Annotated in this window: 20 protein-coding genes and 2 pseudogenes; 13 read left to right on the forward strand and 9 right to left on the reverse strand. The window is 60.8% G+C overall.

What is annotated here, in order from left to right; genetic code table 11:
* Together UB23_RS30465 and UB23_RS27365 are read left to right on the forward strand one after the other, a co-directional pair.
* On the forward strand, positions 1-446 hold a 446-nt coding region (locus tag UB23_RS30465), incomplete at its 5' end, for a hypothetical protein (protein ID WP_236695890.1).
* 51 nt (positions 447-497) lie between these two features.
* Positions 498-779 carry a DUF3077 domain-containing protein gene (locus UB23_RS27365; RefSeq protein ID WP_045062658.1) on the forward strand — a complete coding sequence of 94 codons (282 nt, stop codon included), beginning with the start codon at positions 498-500 and terminating at the stop codon, positions 777-779.
* A gap of 372 nt (positions 780-1,151) precedes the next feature.
* On the opposite strand, the gene UB23_RS27370 is transcribed toward UB23_RS27365, so the two are convergent.
* Positions 1,152-1,520: a PH domain-containing protein gene (locus UB23_RS27370; RefSeq protein WP_045062660.1), complete on the reverse strand. Its 369-nt coding sequence runs from the start codon at positions 1,518-1,520 to the stop codon at positions 1,152-1,154.
* A gap of 53 nt (positions 1,521-1,573) precedes the next feature.
* A pseudogene (locus UB23_RS28975) lies at positions 1,574-1,708 on the reverse strand (two pore domain potassium channel family protein); the annotation flags it as partial.
* Positions 1,709-1,811: 103 nt separating this feature from the next.
* On the opposite strand from UB23_RS28975, the gene UB23_RS27375 reads away from it, so the two are divergent.
* The 4 genes from UB23_RS27375 (at position 1,812) to UB23_RS27390 (ending at position 4,909) form a co-directional block, all read left to right on the forward strand.
* Positions 1,812-3,725: an alkaline phosphatase D family protein gene (locus UB23_RS27375; protein ID WP_045062728.1), complete on the forward strand. Its 1,914-nt coding sequence runs from the start codon at positions 1,812-1,814 to the stop codon at positions 3,723-3,725.
* A gap of 53 nt (positions 3,726-3,778) precedes the next feature.
* The gene (locus UB23_RS27380; protein ID WP_045062663.1) at positions 3,779-4,213 is read left to right on the forward strand and encodes a bleomycin resistance protein; all 435 of its coding nucleotides are present in this window, start codon (positions 3,779-3,781) and stop codon (positions 4,211-4,213) included.
* A gap of 190 nt (positions 4,214-4,403) precedes the next feature.
* Positions 4,404-4,658: a type II toxin-antitoxin system prevent-host-death family antitoxin gene (locus UB23_RS27385; RefSeq protein ID WP_082069261.1), complete on the forward strand. Its 255-nt coding sequence runs from the start codon at positions 4,404-4,406 to the stop codon at positions 4,656-4,658.
* A complete protein-coding gene (locus tag UB23_RS27390; protein WP_045062665.1) occupies positions 4,655-4,909 on the forward strand; it encodes a Txe/YoeB family addiction module toxin in 255 nt (84 codons plus the stop codon). The genes UB23_RS27385 and UB23_RS27390 overlap by 4 nt, the downstream gene beginning before the upstream one ends.
* 194 nt (positions 4,910-5,103) lie before the next feature.
* Here UB23_RS27390 and UB23_RS27395 read toward each other — a convergent pair whose 3' ends face one another.
* Positions 5,104-6,270: an aspartate aminotransferase family protein gene (locus UB23_RS27395; RefSeq protein ID WP_045062667.1), complete on the reverse strand. Its 1,167-nt coding sequence runs from the start codon at positions 6,268-6,270 to the stop codon at positions 5,104-5,106.
* A 102-nt stretch (positions 6,271-6,372) separates the two neighbouring features.
* On the opposite strand from UB23_RS27395, the gene UB23_RS27400 reads away from it, so the two are divergent.
* Both UB23_RS27400 and UB23_RS27405 read left to right on the forward strand, forming a co-directional pair.
* A complete protein-coding gene (locus UB23_RS27400; RefSeq protein ID WP_045062669.1) occupies positions 6,373-7,278 on the forward strand; it encodes a LysR family transcriptional regulator in 906 nt (301 codons plus the stop codon).
* 113 nt (positions 7,279-7,391) lie between these two features.
* Positions 7,392-7,889: a GNAT family N-acetyltransferase gene (locus tag UB23_RS27405; protein ID WP_045062670.1), complete on the forward strand. Its 498-nt coding sequence runs from the start codon at positions 7,392-7,394 to the stop codon at positions 7,887-7,889.
* Positions 7,890-7,891: 2 nt separating this feature from the next.
* Here the strand turns inward: UB23_RS27405 and msrA are convergent, their stop codons facing one another.
* Together msrA and msrB are read right to left on the reverse strand one after the other, a co-directional pair.
* Positions 7,892-8,596 (reverse strand): peptide-methionine (S)-S-oxide reductase MsrA, encoded by a 705-nt coding sequence (msrA, locus tag UB23_RS27410; protein WP_045062672.1) that lies wholly within the window; start codon positions 8,594-8,596, stop codon positions 7,892-7,894.
* A gap of 24 nt (positions 8,597-8,620) precedes the next feature.
* Positions 8,621-9,145 (reverse strand): peptide-methionine (R)-S-oxide reductase MsrB, encoded by a 525-nt coding sequence (gene msrB, locus UB23_RS27415; protein ID WP_045062674.1) that lies wholly within the window; start codon positions 9,143-9,145, stop codon positions 8,621-8,623.
* A gap of 151 nt (positions 9,146-9,296) precedes the next feature.
* On the opposite strand from msrB, the gene UB23_RS27420 reads away from it, so the two are divergent.
* The 5 genes and pseudogenes from UB23_RS27420 to UB23_RS27440 all read left to right on the forward strand — a co-directional run bounded on the left by UB23_RS27420 (position 9,297) and on the right by UB23_RS27440 (position 14,886).
* Complete coding sequence (locus UB23_RS27420) at positions 9,297-10,013, forward strand: response regulator transcription factor (protein ID WP_045062676.1); 717 nt, start codon at positions 9,297-9,299, stop codon at positions 10,011-10,013.
* Positions 10,010-11,524, forward strand: a complete 1,515-nt coding sequence (locus UB23_RS27425) for a sensor histidine kinase (RefSeq protein WP_045062677.1) — start codon at positions 10,010-10,012, stop codon at positions 11,522-11,524. The genes UB23_RS27420 and UB23_RS27425 overlap by 4 nt, the downstream gene beginning before the upstream one ends.
* Before the next feature lie 142 nt (positions 11,525-11,666).
* Positions 11,667-12,185 (forward strand): annotated as a pseudogene (locus tag UB23_RS27430) (DUF6622 family protein); the annotation flags it as partial.
* 234 nt (positions 12,186-12,419) lie between these two features.
* The gene (locus tag UB23_RS27435) at positions 12,420-13,124 is read left to right on the forward strand and encodes a hypothetical protein (RefSeq protein ID WP_045062679.1); all 705 of its coding nucleotides are present in this window, start codon (positions 12,420-12,422) and stop codon (positions 13,122-13,124) included.
* 340 nt (positions 13,125-13,464) lie between these two features.
* Positions 13,465-14,886 (forward strand): aminotransferase-like domain-containing protein, encoded by a 1,422-nt coding sequence (locus UB23_RS27440; RefSeq protein WP_045062680.1) that lies wholly within the window; start codon positions 13,465-13,467, stop codon positions 14,884-14,886.
* Positions 14,887-14,940: 54 nt separating this feature from the next.
* Here the strand turns inward: UB23_RS27440 and UB23_RS27445 are convergent, their stop codons facing one another.
* From UB23_RS27445 to UB23_RS27460, 4 genes are all read right to left on the reverse strand, one after another.
* Positions 14,941-15,762, reverse strand: a complete 822-nt coding sequence (locus UB23_RS27445) for an N-acyl homoserine lactonase family protein (protein ID WP_045062682.1) — start codon at positions 15,760-15,762, stop codon at positions 14,941-14,943.
* Positions 15,763-15,777: 15 nt separating this feature from the next.
* A complete protein-coding gene (locus tag UB23_RS27450) occupies positions 15,778-16,737 on the reverse strand; it encodes a diiron oxygenase (RefSeq protein WP_045062683.1) in 960 nt (319 codons plus the stop codon).
* A 67-nt stretch (positions 16,738-16,804) separates the two neighbouring features.
* The gene (locus UB23_RS27455; protein WP_045062684.1) at positions 16,805-17,560 is read right to left on the reverse strand and encodes a TauD/TfdA family dioxygenase; all 756 of its coding nucleotides are present in this window, start codon (positions 17,558-17,560) and stop codon (positions 16,805-16,807) included.
* Positions 17,561-17,578: 18 nt separating this feature from the next.
* The gene (locus tag UB23_RS27460; protein WP_045062685.1) at positions 17,579-18,454 is read right to left on the reverse strand and encodes a branched-chain amino acid aminotransferase; all 876 of its coding nucleotides are present in this window, start codon (positions 18,452-18,454) and stop codon (positions 17,579-17,581) included.
* Between the last annotated feature and the right edge of the window lie 20 nt (positions 18,455-18,474).

Below are 18,474 nucleotides of genomic sequence, written 5' to 3' on the forward strand. Positions count from 1 at the left end.
GTCAAATTCCGCTCAATCCAAATATAAAATTGCACAATTCAAGTACTATTCACACTTCAAAACACGGACCACTATCGGAAAGCTCTGAGATTACGACAAGTGCATCCTTATACAGCCTGAGACCGAAGGGTTTCAGCGAACAGCCTGAACCAGGAAGCTTTCAAAGGTTGCAGGACAACGGCTTGGGCGGTACCCTTCTGCCGTCGTTGTTTACTCACGACCGGGCTTGGAAACCCGTTCAAATCTGGGAGCGCATCAGCGTTTTATTCATGATTACAGGTGATTTTTTACTCCTGCGATCTTGGTCTATTGCGGCTGTGCGTGGGGCGTCTTCGGACGTGCCGGTTTACTGGATTTTCGGTTTTCCAACCTTGGAGCTTCATCATGCGCAGTATAAATCCGTTCGAAATTTGGCTATTTCTTCTATGCGATTCCCGATCGCATGACGCCCCACCATCCACCCTCCCACACGGCCTCTCCATCACCGGAGGTGGCAAATGACCGACAATCCCGAACTCAAAACCATCGGCTTCACCCCCGCGATCTACCTCGGTAATCAAGCGATGTTTCACGTCATTGGTGGCGTGCCCATTGCCGATGCGTTATCGATGGCTTCGGATTTTCTTTGCCTTGCCAAGTCGCTGACTGAGGATGCGGCTTATGCGAAGGACAATGGGCGGCATGCTTGGGCTGCGCATTATCTGGTGTCTATGGGTAAGGCGTTGGTTGATGATTCGGTGAAGGTTTTGATGCGGGAGCGGGGGAATTCTGGGGGTTAGTCTGAGGGTGGGCTTGCGATGGTGCTGGGTCATCTGGATTTGTTGTGGATGATCTGGCGCTATCGCGGGCAAGCCCGCTCCCACAGGAGTGTGTGAGGGTCTGGATTTTGGTTGTCTGCCAGGCACTGAGGACTGGGGGATTGGGGGTGGCTGGGCTGGCGCTATCGCGGGCAAGCCTTGCTCCCACAGAGATAACTTTCCCAGAAATAACTTCCACGGGGTAACTTCCACAGGTCTCCCACCGGGGGGGGCTTCCACAGAGGTAACTCCATGGGGGGGGTCCACAGCGGGCTTTTTGGAGCGGGGCTCCCGCTGGTTCGAGGTCGGTGCGAATGAGGCCAGGCCCGAGCTTATCGGGGGTTTGCCCCCGCTTCAGAGCAGGTGCTGGGAAATCAACTTGGAGATTTCCACCATAGAAGTCCGGCCAGTGAATTCGAATTTCACTCTGCCCAGCGACGAAAAGTAGATCTCCAGTTCGGAGTCCAGATCGAAGGTTCCCGACGTTTCCACCGAATACGCCACGATGTTTTTGTACGGCAATGAAGTGAAGTCTTTCTTGCTGCCCGTCAGCCCCTGGACGTTCACTGCGATGATGCGTTTGTTGGTAAACACCACGCCGTCGCGCATGGATTTGTAGGAGTCGATGACCTGCTCCCCCTCCAATAGCAGTGCGGTAACCCGTTCGGCGTATTCGTCGTTTTGCTTGAGTTTGAAGAAGCCTTTGTTGTTGAAGTCGATCATGTGCCATTCCCTATGGGTTAAATGCCTATCTAAGCATGTTGCCGCAGGCTTACCTACTCCTCCCCCGCCGTGGCCTTCACGGCCACTTCGATCGCCCGAACGCTGACCGCCGCAAATATCGCGGTCATCAACACGCCGTTGAACCCGGGCAGGATCGCCGGAATCCGCGTTACGCCAAGTTTGGGCACGCAGCACAGCAACAAGTGCCCCCGGCGATACCGCGATGCTTTCGCTGTGCGCCGCCACCTGCGTTATCATCGCCCGCCTCTGCGCACCAAGAGCCTTGACCGGATGTCCGTAACGCTGCTACCAATCGCCGATCTTCACTCCCTGCCACCGGTTCTCGCCGGCCCGCTATTGCGGCGTCTGGAGCCCACGCGGCTGGTGCTGTGGCTGGTGGGGTCGCGGGAGCTGGAGCTGGCCCTGCGTTTGCAGGGTGTCGCCGACATTCGCCTCGACGCCACGCAGTGCACGGTGATTGCCGTGGGCCGCCATGCTTTCGTGCATTTGATCGATGTGCCCCTCGACAGCGCCCTGCCCTGCGACACGCTGATCGAATATGACGTGTTGATTGACGGGGCCGGCATTGCCGACTGGGCGCCGCATCTGTTGTATGGCGACGCGCTGCGACCGAATTTTGTGCTGCGCTCGCGGGTCGATCAGTTGCTGCACGGTTCCTGCCGCAAGCCGCATCATCCCGCTGCCGACGGTTTGCTCTGCGTCGATCAGTTGCTCGCGACGGCGCACGAGCCGCAGCAGCGTCCCGCGTTGCTGATGATGACGGGCGACCAGGTGTATGCCGACGACGTCGCCGGGCCCACGCTGCGGGCCATTCATGCGCTGATCGAGCGGTTGGGGCTGTTCGAGGAGCACCTCGAAGGCGCGGTGGTCAGCGACAGCGCCAAGCTCTATGAGCACCCGGCCAGTTATTACCACCGTGCGGATTTGTTACCGGCGCTTGAGAGCAACGAGACGTTGCGTGAGCGATTTTTCGGTGGGGCGCGCAAGCCGATTTTCACCAGCAGCAGCGCCGATAATCATTTGGTGACGTTTGCCGAGGTGATGGCGATGTACCTGCTGGTGTGGTCGCCGACGGCCTGGACGCTGATTGCGCCACAGCCGCCGGTGCTGACTGCCGAGCGCCGTGAACGGTATGCGCTGGAGCAGACGCGCATCGATGGTTTCAAAGCTGGCTTGGGGCGTGTGGCCCGGGCGCTGGCGCATTTGCCGAGCCTGATGATTTTCGATGACCACGATATTACCGATGACTGGAACCTTTCCGCGCAGTGGGAGGAAACGGCCTACGGGCATCCGTTTTCCAAGCGGATCATCGGCAATGCGTTGATCGCCTACATGCTGTGTCAGGGTTGGGGCAATAACCCGGATGCGTTCAAGGATCTGCTGAAGAAAACTGCGCAGTTCAGCGCGACCGGGCAGGACCGTTACTTGGACAGCCCGGTGCAGGACGACCTGATCGATGACCTGCTGAAGTTTCAGCAGTGGCATTACGTGCTGCCCACCAGCCCGGCGCTGGTGGTGATCGATACGCGCACCCGGCGCTGGCGCAGCGAGATGACGCTGAAGCAGCCTTCGGGGTTGCTCGATTGGGAAGCGCTCAGCGAGTTGCAGCAGGAACTGCTGGATCACCCCTCGGCGATCATCGTCTCGCCGGCGCCGATCTTTGGTGTGAAGTTGATCGAGACGGTGCAGAAAGTATTCAGCTGGTGCGGTTTTCCGCTGCTGGTGGATGCGGAGAACTGGATGGCCCATCGCGGCGCCGCGCAGGTGATCCTGAATATTTTCCGACACTCGCGCACGCCGGGTAATTACGTGGTCCTGTCGGGGGATGTGCATTATTCCTTCGTCTACGAGGTATTTATTCGACACCGCAAGGGTGGGCCGCGTATCTGGCAGGTCACCAGCAGTGGCATCAAGAACGAGTTTCCGCCGAGGCTGCTGGAGTGGTTCGACCGGCTCAACCGCTGGCTCTACTCGCCGCGCTCGCCGCTGAACTGGCTGACCAAGCGCCGGCTGATGCGCATTGTGCCGCATGTGCCGGAGCATGCTGAAGCGGGTGAGCGGCTGTGGAATTCGGCGGGGATCGGGCAGGTGTTCTTTAACGAACAGGGTCAGCCCCAGGCGATTTATCAGCACAACTCAAATGGCCTGCCGAAGACGCGGATGGTGGCGCCGCAAGAGGACTGACGGGCGCGGGTCGCTTGTATCGCGAGCAGGCTCACGCCTACAAAGGAATATGTATGTTTGCACGGAGCAAGTTGGTACCTGAACTGATGGTCAGCGACATCAGGAAAAGCCTGCATTTCTGGACGGTATTGGTCGGTATTCCGATTGCCTACGAGCGGCCTGAAGTCGGGTTTGCCTACCTTGACTTGAACGGCGCGCAGCTGATGCTGGAGCAATACGATCCCGGCGAGGGGCAATGGCTCAGTGGTGCGCTGCGGGCGCCCTTCGGTCGGGGTATCAATTTCCAGATTACTGTTGAATCGGTTGAACCTGTTTTGCGGCGGCTGGCTGAAGTTCAATGGCCGCTGTTTCGAGCCTGTGCCGACACCTGGTATCGCGCGGGTGAGGTTGAAGTGGGCCAGCGGGAGTTTCTGCTGCAGGATCCGGATGGGTATCTGGTGCGGTTGGTGGAAAGCCTTGGGGAGCGTACCAGTCAGAAACCGACCTGATCCTGGCGGAATGCAGGATGGCGCATTTATCGGAAAAGGCCTACATCACTAGCAGAAACGTCTCGGCGGCTATCGAGTGATACTCAGCTCATACGCAAATGCACCGTTTGCGTAGCGACCACTCAGAGGTATTGCCTTGCCATCCTGTACTCATTTCTGTACGTTCTTTGCTTCAGGCGAGGACTACAATATGCAAACCATCAACTATACGACAGCTCGAGCGCACTTGGCCGAAACAATGGATCGAGTGAACGAAGACCGTGCTCCACTGCTGGTGACTCGTCAAAAAGGTGAGCCGGTGGTGATGATGTCCCTGGCGGAATACAACGCTTTGGAGGAGACGGCATATTTACTGCGCTCTCCAGCCAATGCCGAGCGCCTGATCAAATCGATCGGCAATTTGCGCGCAGGAAAAACCAAAGCCAGGCAACTCATTGAAGAATGAATATCGAGTTCACTCCTGAAGGTTGGGACGACTATCTGTGGTTCCAACACAATGACAAGGCAGGCCTCAAGCGAATCAACCTGCTGATCAAATCAATTCAGCGCGAGCCTTTCACCGGACTTGGGAAGCCTGAGCCGCTCAAACACAATTTGAGCGGCTTTTGGTCACGGCGAATCACAGCAGAACATCGCCTTGTGTACGCGGTTGAGGACGGAGAGCTTCGGGTTGTGATGTGCCGGTATCACTACTGATCTGGGCTTGGTAAGAGTTGCCGCAGGCTCGGGCCGCGTTCGGACGATTTTTTGATCTTCGGCGGTTTCCGCGTTATCCAAGATCAAGATCAAAAGATCGCAGCCTTCGGCAGCTCCTACGGGGTTTGCCGGGATTTTCCGGGATTTTCCGGGGGTTATCGAGGGTTACCTGGGTTGTGGTTGGTTTGGTGTGATCAGATCGCCCGGCAGATTCCTCTGACAATCATCTCCACCTCCCGCTCATCAATGGTCAACGGCGGCAGCAGGCGGATGGTTTTGCCGCGGGTTACGTTGATCAGCAAGCCTTGGTCCCGGGCGGCGATCAGGGTCAGGTCGCGGATGGGCTGCTTGAGTTCAATGCCGATCATCAGGCCCCGACCACGAATGGCCAGCACGTTTGGGTTGTCTGCCAGTTCGGCGCGCAGTCTGGTGAGCAGCCGCTCGCCCTGGCGTGCGGCGTTTTCCAGTAGTGCCTGTTCCTCGATGATTTCCAATACCGTGCAACCGACACGGCAAGCCAGCGGGTTGCCGCCGAAGGTGCTGCCGTGGCTGCCGGGGGTGAACAGGTCGGCGGCTTTGCCGCGGGCCAGGCAGGCGCCGATGGGGATGCCGTTACCCAGGCCTTTGGCCAGGGTCATGACGTCCGGGACGATGCCTTCGTGCTGGAACGCGAACCACTGGCCGGTGCGGCCGATGCCGGTCTGGATTTCGTCGAGCATCATCAACCACCCATACCCGTTGCACAGTTCGCGCACGGCTTTCAGGTAGCCGGGGGGCGCCGGTTGCACGCCGCTTTCGCCCTGGATCGGTTCCATGAGGATCGCGACGATGCGTGGGCCGTGCCGTTGCTGCACCCGCTCAAGCGCCTTGAGGTCGCCAAAGGGCACTTTGACGAAATCTCCCGGCAGTTCGCTGAACCCCAGGCGCACTGCAGGGCCGTCGCTGGCGGACAAGGTGCCGAGGGTCCGGCCGTGGAAGGCATTTTCCATGACCACCACCAGCGGCTGCTCGATGCCTTTGCGCCAGCCGTGCAGGCGCGCCAGCTTCAGCGCGGTTTCGTTCGCTTCGGCGCCGGAGTTGTTGAAGAACGCCCGCTGCATGCCGGCCAATTGGGTCAGCTTCCCGGCCAGGCGCTGTTGCCAGTCGATGCTGTACAGGTTGGAGGTATGCAGCAACAGGCCGGCCTGCTCGCTGATGGCCGCGACGATTTTCGGGTGGGAATGGCCGACGTTGGTCACCGCCACACCCGCCACCGCGTCCAGGTACTCGCGACCGGCCTGATCCCACAGGCGCGTGCCCAGCCCTTTGCAAAAGCTCAGGGCCAGGGGTTGGTAGGTGGTCATCAGGCAGGCGGCGGTCATGACATCAAGCTCCATCAATTGTCGGTGTTTTTGCAGTATGGTTAGCCACTTGAGCTGGATAAACGCTGCAACCCTTCAATGATATTAAAGCTGGGCTTGATAATGGATTTGTTCCAGGCAATGACCGTTTATGTGCGGGTGGTCGAGAGCGGCAGCATGACCGCCGCCGCGCTGCAGTGCGCCATGTCCACCACCATGGTCGGCAATCACCTGCGTGCGCTGGAGCAGCGCCTTGGCGTGCGCCTGCTCCATCGCACCACCCGCCGCCAGCGCCTGACAGAATTCGGCAGCGCCTACTATCAGCGTTGCCTGGAAGTGCTGGGGCTGGTGGCTGATTCCGAGCGCCTCGCCGAACAAAGCCAGGACACGCCCAGCGGCACGTTGCGCATCACCGCACCGCTGACTTTCGGCACCGAAAAACTCGCGCCGGCCCTCAGCGAATTCGCCCTGCGCTACCCACAGGTCAAACTGGACGTGATGCTCTCCAACGGGCGCCCCGACCTGCTGGAAAATGGCCTGGACGTCGCCTTTCGCCTGGGCGCCATCGAGCCGAGCAACGTCATCGCCCGCCCGCTGATCGACTACACCCTGACCATGTGCGCATCGCCGGCGTACCTGGCACGCCGGGGCAATCCGCTAACACCCCAGGACCTGCAACAGCATGACTGCCTGGCCTTCGCCTATCCGGCCGGGGACGACTGGCAATCGGTGGCGAAACATTGGCGCCTGAGCGGTCCGGAGGGTGAAGTGATGGTGGCCGTCAGCGGCACATTGCTGATCAACAGTTCGGCGGGCCTGCATCAGGCGGCCCGCACCGGCATGGGCATCGTGATGCTGCCGGACGCGCTGGTGGAGCAGGACCTGGCGAGTGGAGCACTCGTGGCGCTGATGCCCGACTACCAACTGCCCAGCCGGCCCATGAGCCTGATTTATGCCCAGGATCGCTACCGCCTGCCCAAGCTGCGCCATTTCGTCGACTTCGCCATGCAGCGATGGGGCAAGCAGTAGCCATTCAAACCCGGCATGCACTAGTCTGCGCGGAGACCTGATCGACATGGAGAGCGACGATGTTTAGTTTCTGCGTCGAGCATCTCGCTTCATCAACACGCCAAGGACAGCCAATGACATCCCCTACCCTTTACCGCCGAGCCACTTCCCAGGATTTGCTGGCCATTTGCAGATTGGGCCAGCAACTCAACAGCCTGCACCACCAGCACCGGCCGGACATCTACGCACCCTCTACCGGGGATTTCGCCCGCGACAGTGACTTCTGGCGACCCAGCCTCGAGGGCGAAAATCACGCGGTGTTCCTCGCCGAACAGGCTGCCACGGTGAAGGGTTTCATCACCGTGCAAGTCACCGACTCGAAGGGCTCGCTGATGCAACCGCAGCGAGTCGGGCGCATCGGTTCGGTCTGTGTTGACCAGGCGGCCAGAGGCCAGGGCGTTGGCCGCGCATTGATGGCGCAGGCCCAAGCCTGGGCGCTCGACCAGGGCGCGGCGGATTTGCGTTTGACCGTGTGGGGCTTCAACGCGCCGGCGCAGCGCCTCTATGCAGAACTGGGGTTTGAAATGCGCGCGTTCGAAATGGGCAAGCGCCTGACCGATGTGCAGGCCTAAGGTTATGACCCGCCCTTGATCAGCACCGGTTTCTCCTGGTATCGATCCGCAAACAGCTGCTTCAGCTGCGCCACTTTCGGCAAGTCGTTGATGACGATGTAGGGATAGGTGGGATGTTCAGTCAGGAAGTCCTGATGTTCATCCTCAGCCGGGTAGAAACCGTTGTAGCTTTCCAGCCTGGTCACGATCGGTTTGCTGAACGAATGCGCGGCGTCGAGCTGGGCGATGTACGCCTGGGCGACCTTTTGCTGCTCGCCGCTGCGGGTAAAAATCGCCGATCGATACTGAGTGCCGCTGTCCGGCCCCTGGCGATTGAGTTCGGTGGGGTTGTGGGCCACCGAGAAGTAGATTTGCAGCAGGGTGCCGTAGCTGACCTGAGTCGGGTCGAACGTGACTTCGACGGCTTCCGCGTGCCCGGTGTCGCCGTCGCTCACTCGCTCGTAGCGAGCGGTATCGGCCCTACCGCCGGCGTATCCCGACTCGGCTTTTTGCACCCCCTTGACGTGCTGGAACACACCCTGCACGCCCCAGAAACATCCGCCGGCGAATACCGCGGTTTCACTGCGGGCCTGGGTGGTTGAGTCGAGTGCCGGAGGTGGAATGACCACTGCGTCCTCGGCGCCCAGGGAGAAGGCCGAGCATTGACCGATAACGCCAGCAGCCGTCAGGGCCAGCAGTGTGCGACGCCAGGTGAAGGATAATTTCATGGGTCTTGCTCCAGAAACGAAAGATCAAGCCGGCGTGAACTTCATCGCCAGGCCGTTCATGCAGTAACGCTGGCCAGTGGGTTTGGGCCCGTCATCGAAGACATGGCCCAAGTGACCGCCACATCTTCGGCAGTGCACCTCCTCGCGCACCATGCCGAATGAACGGTCCTGACGAATGCCCACCGCGTTGTCCAGCGGCGCCCAAAAACTCGGCCAGCCGGTGCGGCTGTCGAATTTGGTGGCCGAGGAAAACAGCGCCCGGTCACAACCGGCACAGGCGAACGTACCGTCCCGGTGCTCATCGTTCAGCGCACTGCTGTAGGCGCGCTCGGTGCCCTCTTCGCGAAGGATTTCGTATTGCTCGTCGCTCAGCAGGGCGCGCCATTCACTGTCGCTGTGCGTCACTTCGAAGACCTCTGCGGCATTGGCATCGCCAATCAAATCGCCAATGAATGAGCAGCGACCGGCAAATGTCGGCAATACACCGACCGCCAGGGCTGCAACCCCCAGCCCGCCGCTCGCTACGAGAAACTGCCGTCGTGAAAACATGCTCGTCTCCAAAAATCCAGGGGGCCTTTCATGGAACACAGCCTAGGCTGAGTGTGATCGCCAAATCCTCACGGAGAGTTAAATAAATCGTGATAACTCGATGGGCGAAAAACCCGCACACTACGCACACCGCGCTGAAGGATTAAGCTTGATGGAACAGACCAAACGCGTCCTGGTGGTCGAGGACGACCTGCATATTGCCGACCTCATCTGCCTGCATCTTCGTGATGAACATCTCGAGGTGGTGCACTGCGCGGACGGGAACGAAGGCATGCGCATGCTGCAGCAGGGAAGCTGGGATGCGCTGATCCTCGACCTGATGCTACCCGGGGTCGACGGGCTGGAAATCTGCCGTCGCGCCCGTGCGATGGCGCGCTACACGCCGATCATCATCACCAGCGCCCGCTCCAGTGAAATGCACCGGATCCTGGGCCTGGAGCTGGGTGCCGACGATTACCTGGCCAAGCCCTTTTCCATGCTCGAACTGGTGGCGCGGGTCAAGGCGCTGTTGCGGCGAGTGGATGCGATGGCGCGCAACCTGAAAATGGACGCCGGCAGCCTGAGCCTCGATGGCCTTTCCATTGACCCGATCACCCGCGACGTCGCCCTCGATGGTCGGCGCCTGGACCTCACGCCCAGGGAGTTCGACTTGCTGTACTTCTTCGCCCGCCAGCCCGGCAAGGTGTTCTCGCGCATGGACTTGCTCAATGCGGTGTGGGGCTACAGCCACGAGGGTTACGAGCACACGGTGAACACTCACATCAATCGCCTGCGGGCCAAGATCGAGGCCGACCCGGCGCAGCCCGTGCGCATCCTCACGGTGTGGGGCCGTGGCTACAAGTTCGCGGCGCAAGAGGACCAGCCATGAAGCTGACCCTGACACAACGCCTGTCACTGGTGTTCGCCGTGCTCCTGCTGGTGTGCTGCGGCACGTCGGCGTGGATGCAGGTGCGCGCCAACCAGATCCATGAGCAGGAGGTGGTGCAAGGGTTGTCGAGAAACCTGGCGCAACACATTGCCAATGACACGGTGCTGATGAACAGCCAGGGCCTGATGCCCGATGCGGTGCGCAACCTGTTCAGCCAGTTGATGCTGGTGAACCCCAGCGTCGAGGTGTACCTGCTGGACCCTGCAGGCCGGGTTGTCGGCAGCGCAGCACCCGAGGGGCGGATTCGCCGCGAGCAGGTGGACCTGGCGCCCATCCAGCGCCTGCTCGCTGGCGATGCCCTGCCGATACTGGGCGACGACCCGCGCAGCGCCGACGCACGCAAAGTATTCAGTGCCGCGCCGTTGACGGTCGATGGCAAGCCGGTTGGCTACCTCTATGTGGTGCTGCTCGGCGAGGAACATGACCGCTTCGCCGAACAAGGCGCGACCAGCGCGGCGCTGAACACGGCACTGTGGTCAATCGGGCTGGTGGCGTTGTTATGCCTGATTGCCGGTCTCACGGCCTTCTCGCTGATCACCCGGCCCTTGAGGCGCCTGACCGCGAACGTCAGCCAGTTCGATATCGACGGCATGCCGCAAACACCCCCGGCGCCAGTGGAAAAAGCCGCCAGCCAGGACGAGATCGCCGTACTCGACGCCGCCTTCCGCCAGATGCAGGCGCGCCTGAGCGAACAATGGCGCTCGTTGACTCGCCAGGACCAGGAGCGGCGCGAGCTGGTGGCGAACATCTCCCACGACCTGCGCACGCCCCTGGCGTCGTTGCATGGTTATCTGGAAACCTTGTCGCTCAAGGACGCGACCTTGTCCGTGGCCGACCGCCGCCGTTACCTGGGCATCGCCCTGGATCAGAGCCGCAAGGTTGGCGGGCTGGCACAGTCGCTGCTGGAGCTGGTGCGGCTGGAGCATGGATTTGTGCAGCCCGTGCTGGAGCGGTTTTCCCTGACCGACCTGGTGCAGGACATATTCCAGAAATTCGAACTGACCGCCGAAGCGCGCCAGGTGCAGCTCAAGGCCAACTTTGCGCCAACGGTGTCCGGGGTGTTTGCCGACCTGGGGCTAATCGAGCGGGTACTGACCAACCTGTTTGACAACGCCCTGCGCCATACGCCGGTGGGCGGAATCATCAGCATCAGCCTGGTGCCGCAGGGTGGGTTCGTCGAGATCACGGTCAGTGACAGCGGCCCGGGGATTGCTGCGCAGTTGCGTGAGGGGTTGTTTCTGCGGCCGTTCAATATTGGCGGCGCGCGGCGGGATGGCGGGTTGGGGTTGCGAATTGTGCAGCGGATTTTGCAGTTGCATGGCCGCGAGATTCGTTTGCTGGATGTCCCGGGGCAAGGGGCGACCTTGGTGTTTTCGTTGCCGGTGGATGAGGAAGTTGCCACGCAATTGGCGGTGCGGTCGATGAATCTGAATACGCCGGGAAAGGTCTGACGGACCGCGCTGCCTGCATCGCGGGCAAGCCTTGCTCCCACAGGGCTCTAAGGCGGGCAAGACACGTTCGGATAGTTCACCCCGTGCGTGAAAATAGGCCAATGCACAGAACCCGACAGGACTACTATCCACGCTCGCTTTTCGACACGGACACGTCAAGATGCTCAACGCCCTGCAAAACACCCCACCGTGGGTCTACGCGCTCTTTGTGCTGCTTTGCTATTTCGGGATCAAGGCCCTCTCCCCCACCCGGGAAAGCAAAATCTCGCTGCTGATCACGCCGCCGATCCTGCTCGCCTGGTCCCTGTATTCGCTCAATCTGGCGCTGCATCCGGTGTTGTCGCTGGGCTTCTGGCTGGTCGCCGTACTGGTGGGCAGCGCCACTGCACTGCTGATTTTTTCCAGCCAGGACGTCAGGCTGGATGCCTCGAGAGCCGGGCTGATCCTGCCCGGCACCAGCAAGACCTTGGTGCTCTACCTGCTGTTGTTTGCGGTCAACTACTACTTCGGCTATGAGGCGCAGGTTCACCCGCAACAATCGAACACGCTGCCAGTCATGTTGCTCAAGGCCTGTGCGTCCGGGATTGCCAGCGGTCTGTTTTGCGGGCGCTCGATCAGGTTTTATCAGGTGTTTCGCGGCCTCAAGGCAACTCATGCGTAGGAGCTGGCGAAGCCTGCGATCTTTTGATCTTTGGCTAGGTGGGGGCCGCCAGGATCAGGATCAGGATCAAAAGATCGCAGCCTGCGGCAGCTCCTACGGGGCACCGAGGTGGATGTTTTGGCCGCTGGCCTGTTCGTCCGTGACAACACGGCGCCGGTCCAATAGATTAGGCGGCCTGAAAAGGCCCCGGGCTTTCTCGCCTCATCCCAAGTTAAAAGAAGTAGTGAAATTTCAATGTCCGATTCCAGTACCGCTGAATCCGTAGTCACCTTGTCGTCCAAAGCGGAATACGAAAACTCCATCAATCTTTCACAACACCTGCCACAGGCCAAGACCATCGCCGAGATGGTCCTGGACTCGTTCCAGTCGACCCGTGAAAGCGACCAGATCCGCGAACTGCGTGCCGCGATCCGCCAGGCTCACGACAGCTTCGACGATGACAAGGCCTACGAACTGATGGGCGAACTCAAGCAGCTCAAGGACGCCGAGGCCGCTGATATCGCGGCACTGGAAGACCTCAGCAGCAAGTTCCCGATCAGCCGCATCCTGTCCAGTTTCAAGGACGACCCTGCGTTCCAGGAAATCGTCTACGGCCTGGCGCTGAAAGTGCTGAACCAGACTCATCAGGCCATCAGCAATCCGGGCAGCAGCAAGGGCAAGACCGTGCGGGCGAAGAAAGAAGTCGAAGTGTTCACCATCAGCAAGGACGGCGTGAGCGTCACCTTGCCGCTGCGCACGCCGCGTTCGCGCCTGAACCTTGATCGCCAAGCGCTGGAGTTCCTCGGTTTCGCGTTCGTCGGTGAAGGCGATGAAGCGGAGCTGGAAAGCGAAACCTTCCTCGACAACGCCGGGACTGAACAGGCGGTCAACCGCAAGAACATCATCACTGCGCTGCAGCAACAGACCGCGTTCGATGGCTTCAGCATCGCTGCCCAGTAACACACCTCCCGCAGCGCAGCGCCCTCCCCGTGGGGCGGGAGCTCGCTCCCCCTGGACTGCGTAGCGGCCGCGGAATAGTGGCAGCACCGCTTCTTTTGTGAGTGCTGCCCACTCAAGCGCGAGCAAGCCACAGGCTCTTTCGCCAGCTCGTGTTTCTCCCAAGCCCCGCCCTTGTGCGGGGCTTTTTATTGCCTGCGATTCAGGCAAGTCCGCGACTACTGTTCCAGTATCGAAACAGCACTAACACTTCCCTTAACCCTCGAGCACCATGGGTCCGCCTGCGGGGAGCGTCTACTCACTGTCCAGCCCAGACCTCAGTGGTGCAACTGCTGAGGCCTGCATGAACACACTTCCCCTGTACCGTCAGTTAGCCAATCACTACCTCGACGCGATCCGCAGCGGCACCTTGAAAAACGGCGAACGCTTTCCGTCCATCCGCCTGATGATGGAGAAGCACGCAGTCAGCCTGTCGACGGCGGTGCAGGTGTGCCGGGAGCTGGAGGGTCAGGGGGTGCTGGAGGCGCGCCCGCGCTCGGGCAACTATATTCGCCAGCCGGAACCCCTGCCGCACCCCCTGCCACCGGCACCGCTGGCTGCCGATGCCTATGTCGGCATTCACCAACAGGTGTCTTCGGTGCTCAAGGCCAGCCAGCGAGCGACGATCAAGGTCAATTTCGCCAACCCCTATTGCGCACCCCAGCTCTACCCGCTGAAGACCCTGCAGGACCACATGGTCAAGGCGTTGCGTCAGAACCAACAGCTGCTGGGCACCACCGCGCCCACCAGCGGCAACCTCGCACTGCGCAACATCCTCGCTCGCCGCGCCCTGACCAGCAAAACCCACCTGAGCGCCGAGCAAATCGTGATCACCAACGGCGCCACCGAGGCGCTTAACCTGGCCCTGCGCGCCGTCACCCAGCCCGGTGATACGGTTGCCGTCGAGTCGCCAACCTTCCACGGCCTGCTGCAGATTCTCGAAAGCCTTAATCTGCGGGTGTGCGAGGTGCCGGCAGCGGCGCACTGCGGGATCAATCTGTTCGCCCTGGAACAATTGCTGCGCGGCTCTGAACCGATCCGCGCCGTGATCGTGATACCCAATTTGCAAAATCCCCTGGGCAGCATCATGCCCGACTCGCACAAGGCCCGACTGGTGCAACTGTGCGCCGAGCACGCCACGGTGCTGATCGAGGACGACACCTACGGCGACCTGGTAGACACCGAGCAACCGTTGTCCACGCTGAAACACTGGGACCGCAGCGACAACCTGATCTACTGCGCCTCGCTGAACAAGACCCTCGCACCGGGGATGCGCCTGGGCTGGATCAGTGCCGGCCGCTGGCACGACCGGGTGGAGATGCTCAAGCACAGCCAGTCGAGGGGATGTGAGGCGCTGTCGCAGTTGGCGGTGAGTGCGTTCATGAAGACACCGTCCTACGAGCGTTACCTGCGCCGACTGAGGAACACCCTGACCCAGCAGCGCCACGCGATGCGCACCGCGATCCTGCGCCACTTTCCCCAAGGCACCCGCGTGACCGAGCCGCAGGGCGGCACCCTGTTATGGGTGGAACTGCCGCCTGGGTATGCGTCGATGCGTTTGTTTCATGAGGGGTTGAAGGTGGGTATTCAGATTTTGCCTGGGGATATCTTTTCCAATGGGCCGGGGTTTGGGCACTGCCTGAGAATCGCGTGTGGCGCGCCGTTTACGCCGAGGATTGAGGAGGCGCTGGCGACCCTGGGCCAACTCCTGAAAAACCAGAAGTAAAGCCTGTTTGATGGAGATCCCCGGGATGTATACGTACCCCGTAGGAGCTGTATTTCAGCTCGGGTTTGGGTGCAGCCCCAGGGCGTTTTCATGCAGGCAAATGATGTGCGGGTCATCATTCCAATGCGGAAAACGCTCGGCGATCAGGGGGTCGTGGCCAGGGATGACGTGCTCCTCACCGTCCGCCAGACGCTCGATTTCGTTGAAGGCTTCCAGCGTTTGCGCCAGGTCATCGATAATCGGAAACGGACTGCGCTGGCGAATGTTCACCCACAAATGCGCAGCGTCCGAAGCCAGCACAATCCACCCGCGCCGGGTATTGACCCGCACCACCTGGCTGCCCGGCGTGTGCCCGCCCACCGGATGCAGGGTCACGCCGGCGGCGACCTCGACGGTACCCGTGTGCAAACGCATGCGCCCCTCGAACAGCGGCGGCAGCGCCGACATCACGTCATCGACCTCGTAGGTTTTGTTCACCGTGCGATGGGCCATTTTCGGCCCGGTGCAGAAGCGCAGTTCCGCCTCCTGCAGATGCACGGTGGCCTTGGGAAACAAACCCAGGTTTCCGGCATGGTCCCAGTGCAGATGAGTCAGGATCAGGTTGTCGACCTGTGCCGGATCAATCCCCAGCTGGCGCAGGGACTCTTCCGGCAGGCGATACATCTGACGGTTGCGCCGATCCGCAGTGGCCGGCTGGAAACAGGTGTCCACCACGATCACGCGTTGCTCATGGCGAATCACCCAGAAGTAGTAATCCAGCGGCATCGGCGCGTTCGGATCACCACAGCAGGCGTCGTACAGAAAATTCTCCCGGGCCGTGCGCTGGGCATTGGCACCGACACGGATGGCGAACACTTCGTACTCGGGAACGGGCATGGGGCAGCTCCTGGTTCAGGCCACCGAGGCGGTCTTGAGCGTCGGTCGGAAGTCGAAATCGATTTGCCCGGTGATACCCAGGTCCTCGGCCAGACGCTGGAGCCCGCTGTAGTCGCGCATGATGGTCGCGTTACGGTTGCTCTCACGGGTGTCGGCGATGATCAGCGCCGCGTCCTCAACCCCCAGTTGAGTCAGGATCGCTTCCCACATCGAGTAGTCCTGGGCGACAAAGGCACTCAGGGCCACGGACAACGTACGGGCGAAAAATTCCCGCTGCGGCGGCTGCATGTTCCCGTACATGACCTTGGCCACCTCGGCCAGGACCTTGCTGTGGGCATACTCGTCACGATTGTGCAGCTCGGCCACGCGACGGTTTTGCGGCTGGATGCTCTGATCGTCCGCCAATAGATCCAGGTAGGCATTGACGCTGATTTCGGCCACCACTGCAAAAGTGATGGAGGCCAGGTCCCGCTGCCACTGTTCGGGCAACGCTTCGCGCAGGGCCAGCAGCCGCAGATAGGTGACCGACGGCGGCAAGTCCAGCGTCTGGTCCAGCGCGCGGTCGACCCGGGTGCGCTCGATCGCACGCAGGTGCATCAGCGTGTGGTAGTGCTCGTCGATCAGCGTCTGCTGCATCGCCTCGCGAAAATGCCAGTCATGCTGCCCCAGGTATTGATTGGCGATGACGCTCAATGCTGGGTTTACCACGTGCTCTTCGGCAGTGACCGTGCGCAGGTTGTAGCCGATCCAGCCCCAGGTCAGCACGCTGCTTTTGAGCTCGTCGCTCAGGGCCTGGAATTTCGGGTGCTGGAAAAACGGCACCATGCACTCCGGGTAATCCGGACGCGCAGGGTCGAAGGCTTCGCCGGCCTGCCACTTGTCCGGCGCACACACCGTGGCTCGTTTGGTCCACGCCTGGTTGAGCCGCACGATCAATTGATGATCGACTTTGGCGATCTCGATGGCTGTTTGCATAACGCGTTACCTGTTGTACGCGTACCCACCCAGGGGTACGCAAATAGAATGAATGGCGCCGGAAAATTCAGGCCAGCCAATAGCGGGTCAGGTTGCGCGCCGGGTCATTGTATCGACTGCGGGCGTGGATCATCCGCCAGTTGTCCCAAATCAGCAGGCAGCCGTCAGGGATCAACACCGGGGTGTTGTGCTCCAGAAAGTACGCTTCCCCCAACACCGCGAACCGCGCCAGCGGCGAGGGGCTGTTGGCCACCTGCGACTGCTGCAGATCCTCTTTGCAAGGATTGACGTCGCCGTAGTGAAACTGGTTGTAGCTGAAGCGCAAGATGTCACCGTCCTGCGTCGGCGTCAGGATGTATTCCTTAACCCGCCGTTGCGCGGCCTCCCCAGGCTTGGCCGTAGCCACGAACTCCACTGGCGTCTCGACAAGCCACTGGTGCAACTGCGGCTCGGTGCGTTCCAGCCATGCCAGGAACTGGTAGCCGTCGACCAGCCCCGTATGGCCGCCGCCGCAGGTCGCCTGTTGATGACAATGCAATGCCAGGTAACGCGGCGGCGGAGCATAGACCGGCGCCTCGGTGTGCGGGCCGATACCGTTCATGCTCTGGGAGTACGGCAGGTCTTCGTAGCCCGGCTTGCGCGTGATCGCGAACGCCGTCTGGCCGTTGAACTGCGGAATGATCGGACCGAACTGCTGCAGTGTGCCGACCACGTCATCGTCAAATTCGTCGGCGGTCAGTACTGTCCAGCCCCGTGCCGATAATTCTTCGTGGCGGTGGCCCAGTGAAACATCAGCTTTGAATGCAATCCCTTGATCGGACATGGTGAGATTCCTGGCGGTTTATCCGGCGTTGACGGTGGCGGTGTAGGCGGCAATGAATTCGCGACAGGCGTTGCCCGGGCGATAGCGCTGCTCATCAATGCTGCGCACGGGGGTGATTTCGGCAGCGGTGCCCGTCAGAAAACACTCCTCGAAGTCGCCGAGCTCGGTAGGAAGAATCGTGCGCTCGACCACCTGGTAATCCAGCGCCCCGGCCAATTCGATTACGGTCTGGCGGGTGATGCCGTTGAGGAAGCAGTCGGGCAGCGGGGTGTGCAGCGTCCGGTCCTTGACGAAAAACACGTTGGCGCTGGTGGCCTCGGCGACATGGCCGCGCCAGTCGAGCATCAGCGCATCGTGAAAGCCGTTGTTTTCTGCATCGTGTTTGCTCAGGGTAGCGATCTGGTAATGCCCCGAAGCCTTGGCTTCGAACGGGCTGCTGCTGGGGGGCGGCCGGCGCCAGTCGGCGGTCTTCAGGCGAATGCCGCCCATGTGCCCTGCCGGGTCGAAGTAACTCGGCCATTGCCAGCAGGCGATCGCCAGGTGCACGCGATTGAAGCGAGCCGAAGTCGAGATCATTTCGCTGCCACGCCACGCCACCGGCCGCACGTATCCGTCGACCACGTTATTGCGCTGCAGCAGCTCATGGCTGGCCGCTTCCAGTTCGGCCAGCTCATAGGGAATCACGAAATCCATCAATTGTGCCGAGCGATACAACCGTTCGCTGTGTTCGCGCAGCTTGAAGATCCTGCCGTTGTACACACGCTCGCCTTCGTACACGGTGCTCGCGTAATGCAAACCATGGGTCAACACATGCAAGCGCGCCTGGGACCATTCGACGAACTCGCCGTCGAGCCAGATAAGCCCTTCGCGCTGATCAAACGGGATGCCACTCATGTCCATATCTCCTGGTGAAT

The sequence above is a fragment of the Pseudomonas sp. ES3-33 genome, from assembly GCF_000952175.1.
GTDB lineage: Bacteria > Pseudomonadota > Gammaproteobacteria > Pseudomonadales > Pseudomonadaceae > Aquipseudomonas > Aquipseudomonas gregormendelii.

Coding starts and splice junctions, on each gene's coding strand:
- UB23_RS27365 (WP_045062658.1), top strand. CDS start 498: ATGACCGACAATCCCGAACTCAAAACCATCGGCTTCACCCCCGCGATC.
- UB23_RS27370 (WP_045062660.1), bottom strand. CDS start 1,520: ATGATCGACTTCAACAACAAAGGCTTCTTCAAACTCAAGCAAAACGAC.
- UB23_RS27375 (WP_045062728.1), top strand. CDS start 1,812: ATGTCCGTAACGCTGCTACCAATCGCCGATCTTCACTCCCTGCCACCG.
- UB23_RS27380 (WP_045062663.1), top strand. CDS start 3,779: ATGTTTGCACGGAGCAAGTTGGTACCTGAACTGATGGTCAGCGACATC.
- UB23_RS27385 (WP_082069261.1), top strand. CDS start 4,404: ATGCAAACCATCAACTATACGACAGCTCGAGCGCACTTGGCCGAAACA.
- UB23_RS27390 (WP_045062665.1), top strand. CDS start 4,655: ATGAATATCGAGTTCACTCCTGAAGGTTGGGACGACTATCTGTGGTTC.
- UB23_RS27395 (WP_045062667.1), bottom strand. CDS start 6,270: ATGACCGCCGCCTGCCTGATGACCACCTACCAACCCCTGGCCCTGAGC.
- UB23_RS27400 (WP_045062669.1), top strand. CDS start 6,373: ATGGATTTGTTCCAGGCAATGACCGTTTATGTGCGGGTGGTCGAGAGC.
- UB23_RS27405 (WP_045062670.1), top strand. CDS start 7,392: ATGACATCCCCTACCCTTTACCGCCGAGCCACTTCCCAGGATTTGCTG.
- msrA (WP_045062672.1), bottom strand. CDS start 8,596: ATGAAATTATCCTTCACCTGGCGTCGCACACTGCTGGCCCTGACGGCT.
- msrB (WP_045062674.1), bottom strand. CDS start 9,145: ATGTTTTCACGACGGCAGTTTCTCGTAGCGAGCGGCGGGCTGGGGGTT.
- UB23_RS27420 (WP_045062676.1), top strand. CDS start 9,297: ATGGAACAGACCAAACGCGTCCTGGTGGTCGAGGACGACCTGCATATT.
- UB23_RS27425 (WP_045062677.1), top strand. CDS start 10,010: ATGAAGCTGACCCTGACACAACGCCTGTCACTGGTGTTCGCCGTGCTC.
- UB23_RS27435 (WP_045062679.1), top strand. CDS start 12,420: ATGTCCGATTCCAGTACCGCTGAATCCGTAGTCACCTTGTCGTCCAAA.
- UB23_RS27440 (WP_045062680.1), top strand. CDS start 13,465: ATGAACACACTTCCCCTGTACCGTCAGTTAGCCAATCACTACCTCGAC.
- UB23_RS27445 (WP_045062682.1), bottom strand. CDS start 15,762: ATGCCCGTTCCCGAGTACGAAGTGTTCGCCATCCGTGTCGGTGCCAAT.
- UB23_RS27450 (WP_045062683.1), bottom strand. CDS start 16,737: ATGCAAACAGCCATCGAGATCGCCAAAGTCGATCATCAATTGATCGTG.
- UB23_RS27455 (WP_045062684.1), bottom strand. CDS start 17,560: ATGTCCGATCAAGGGATTGCATTCAAAGCTGATGTTTCACTGGGCCAC.
- UB23_RS27460 (WP_045062685.1), bottom strand. CDS start 18,454: ATGAGTGGCATCCCGTTTGATCAGCGCGAAGGGCTTATCTGGCTCGAC.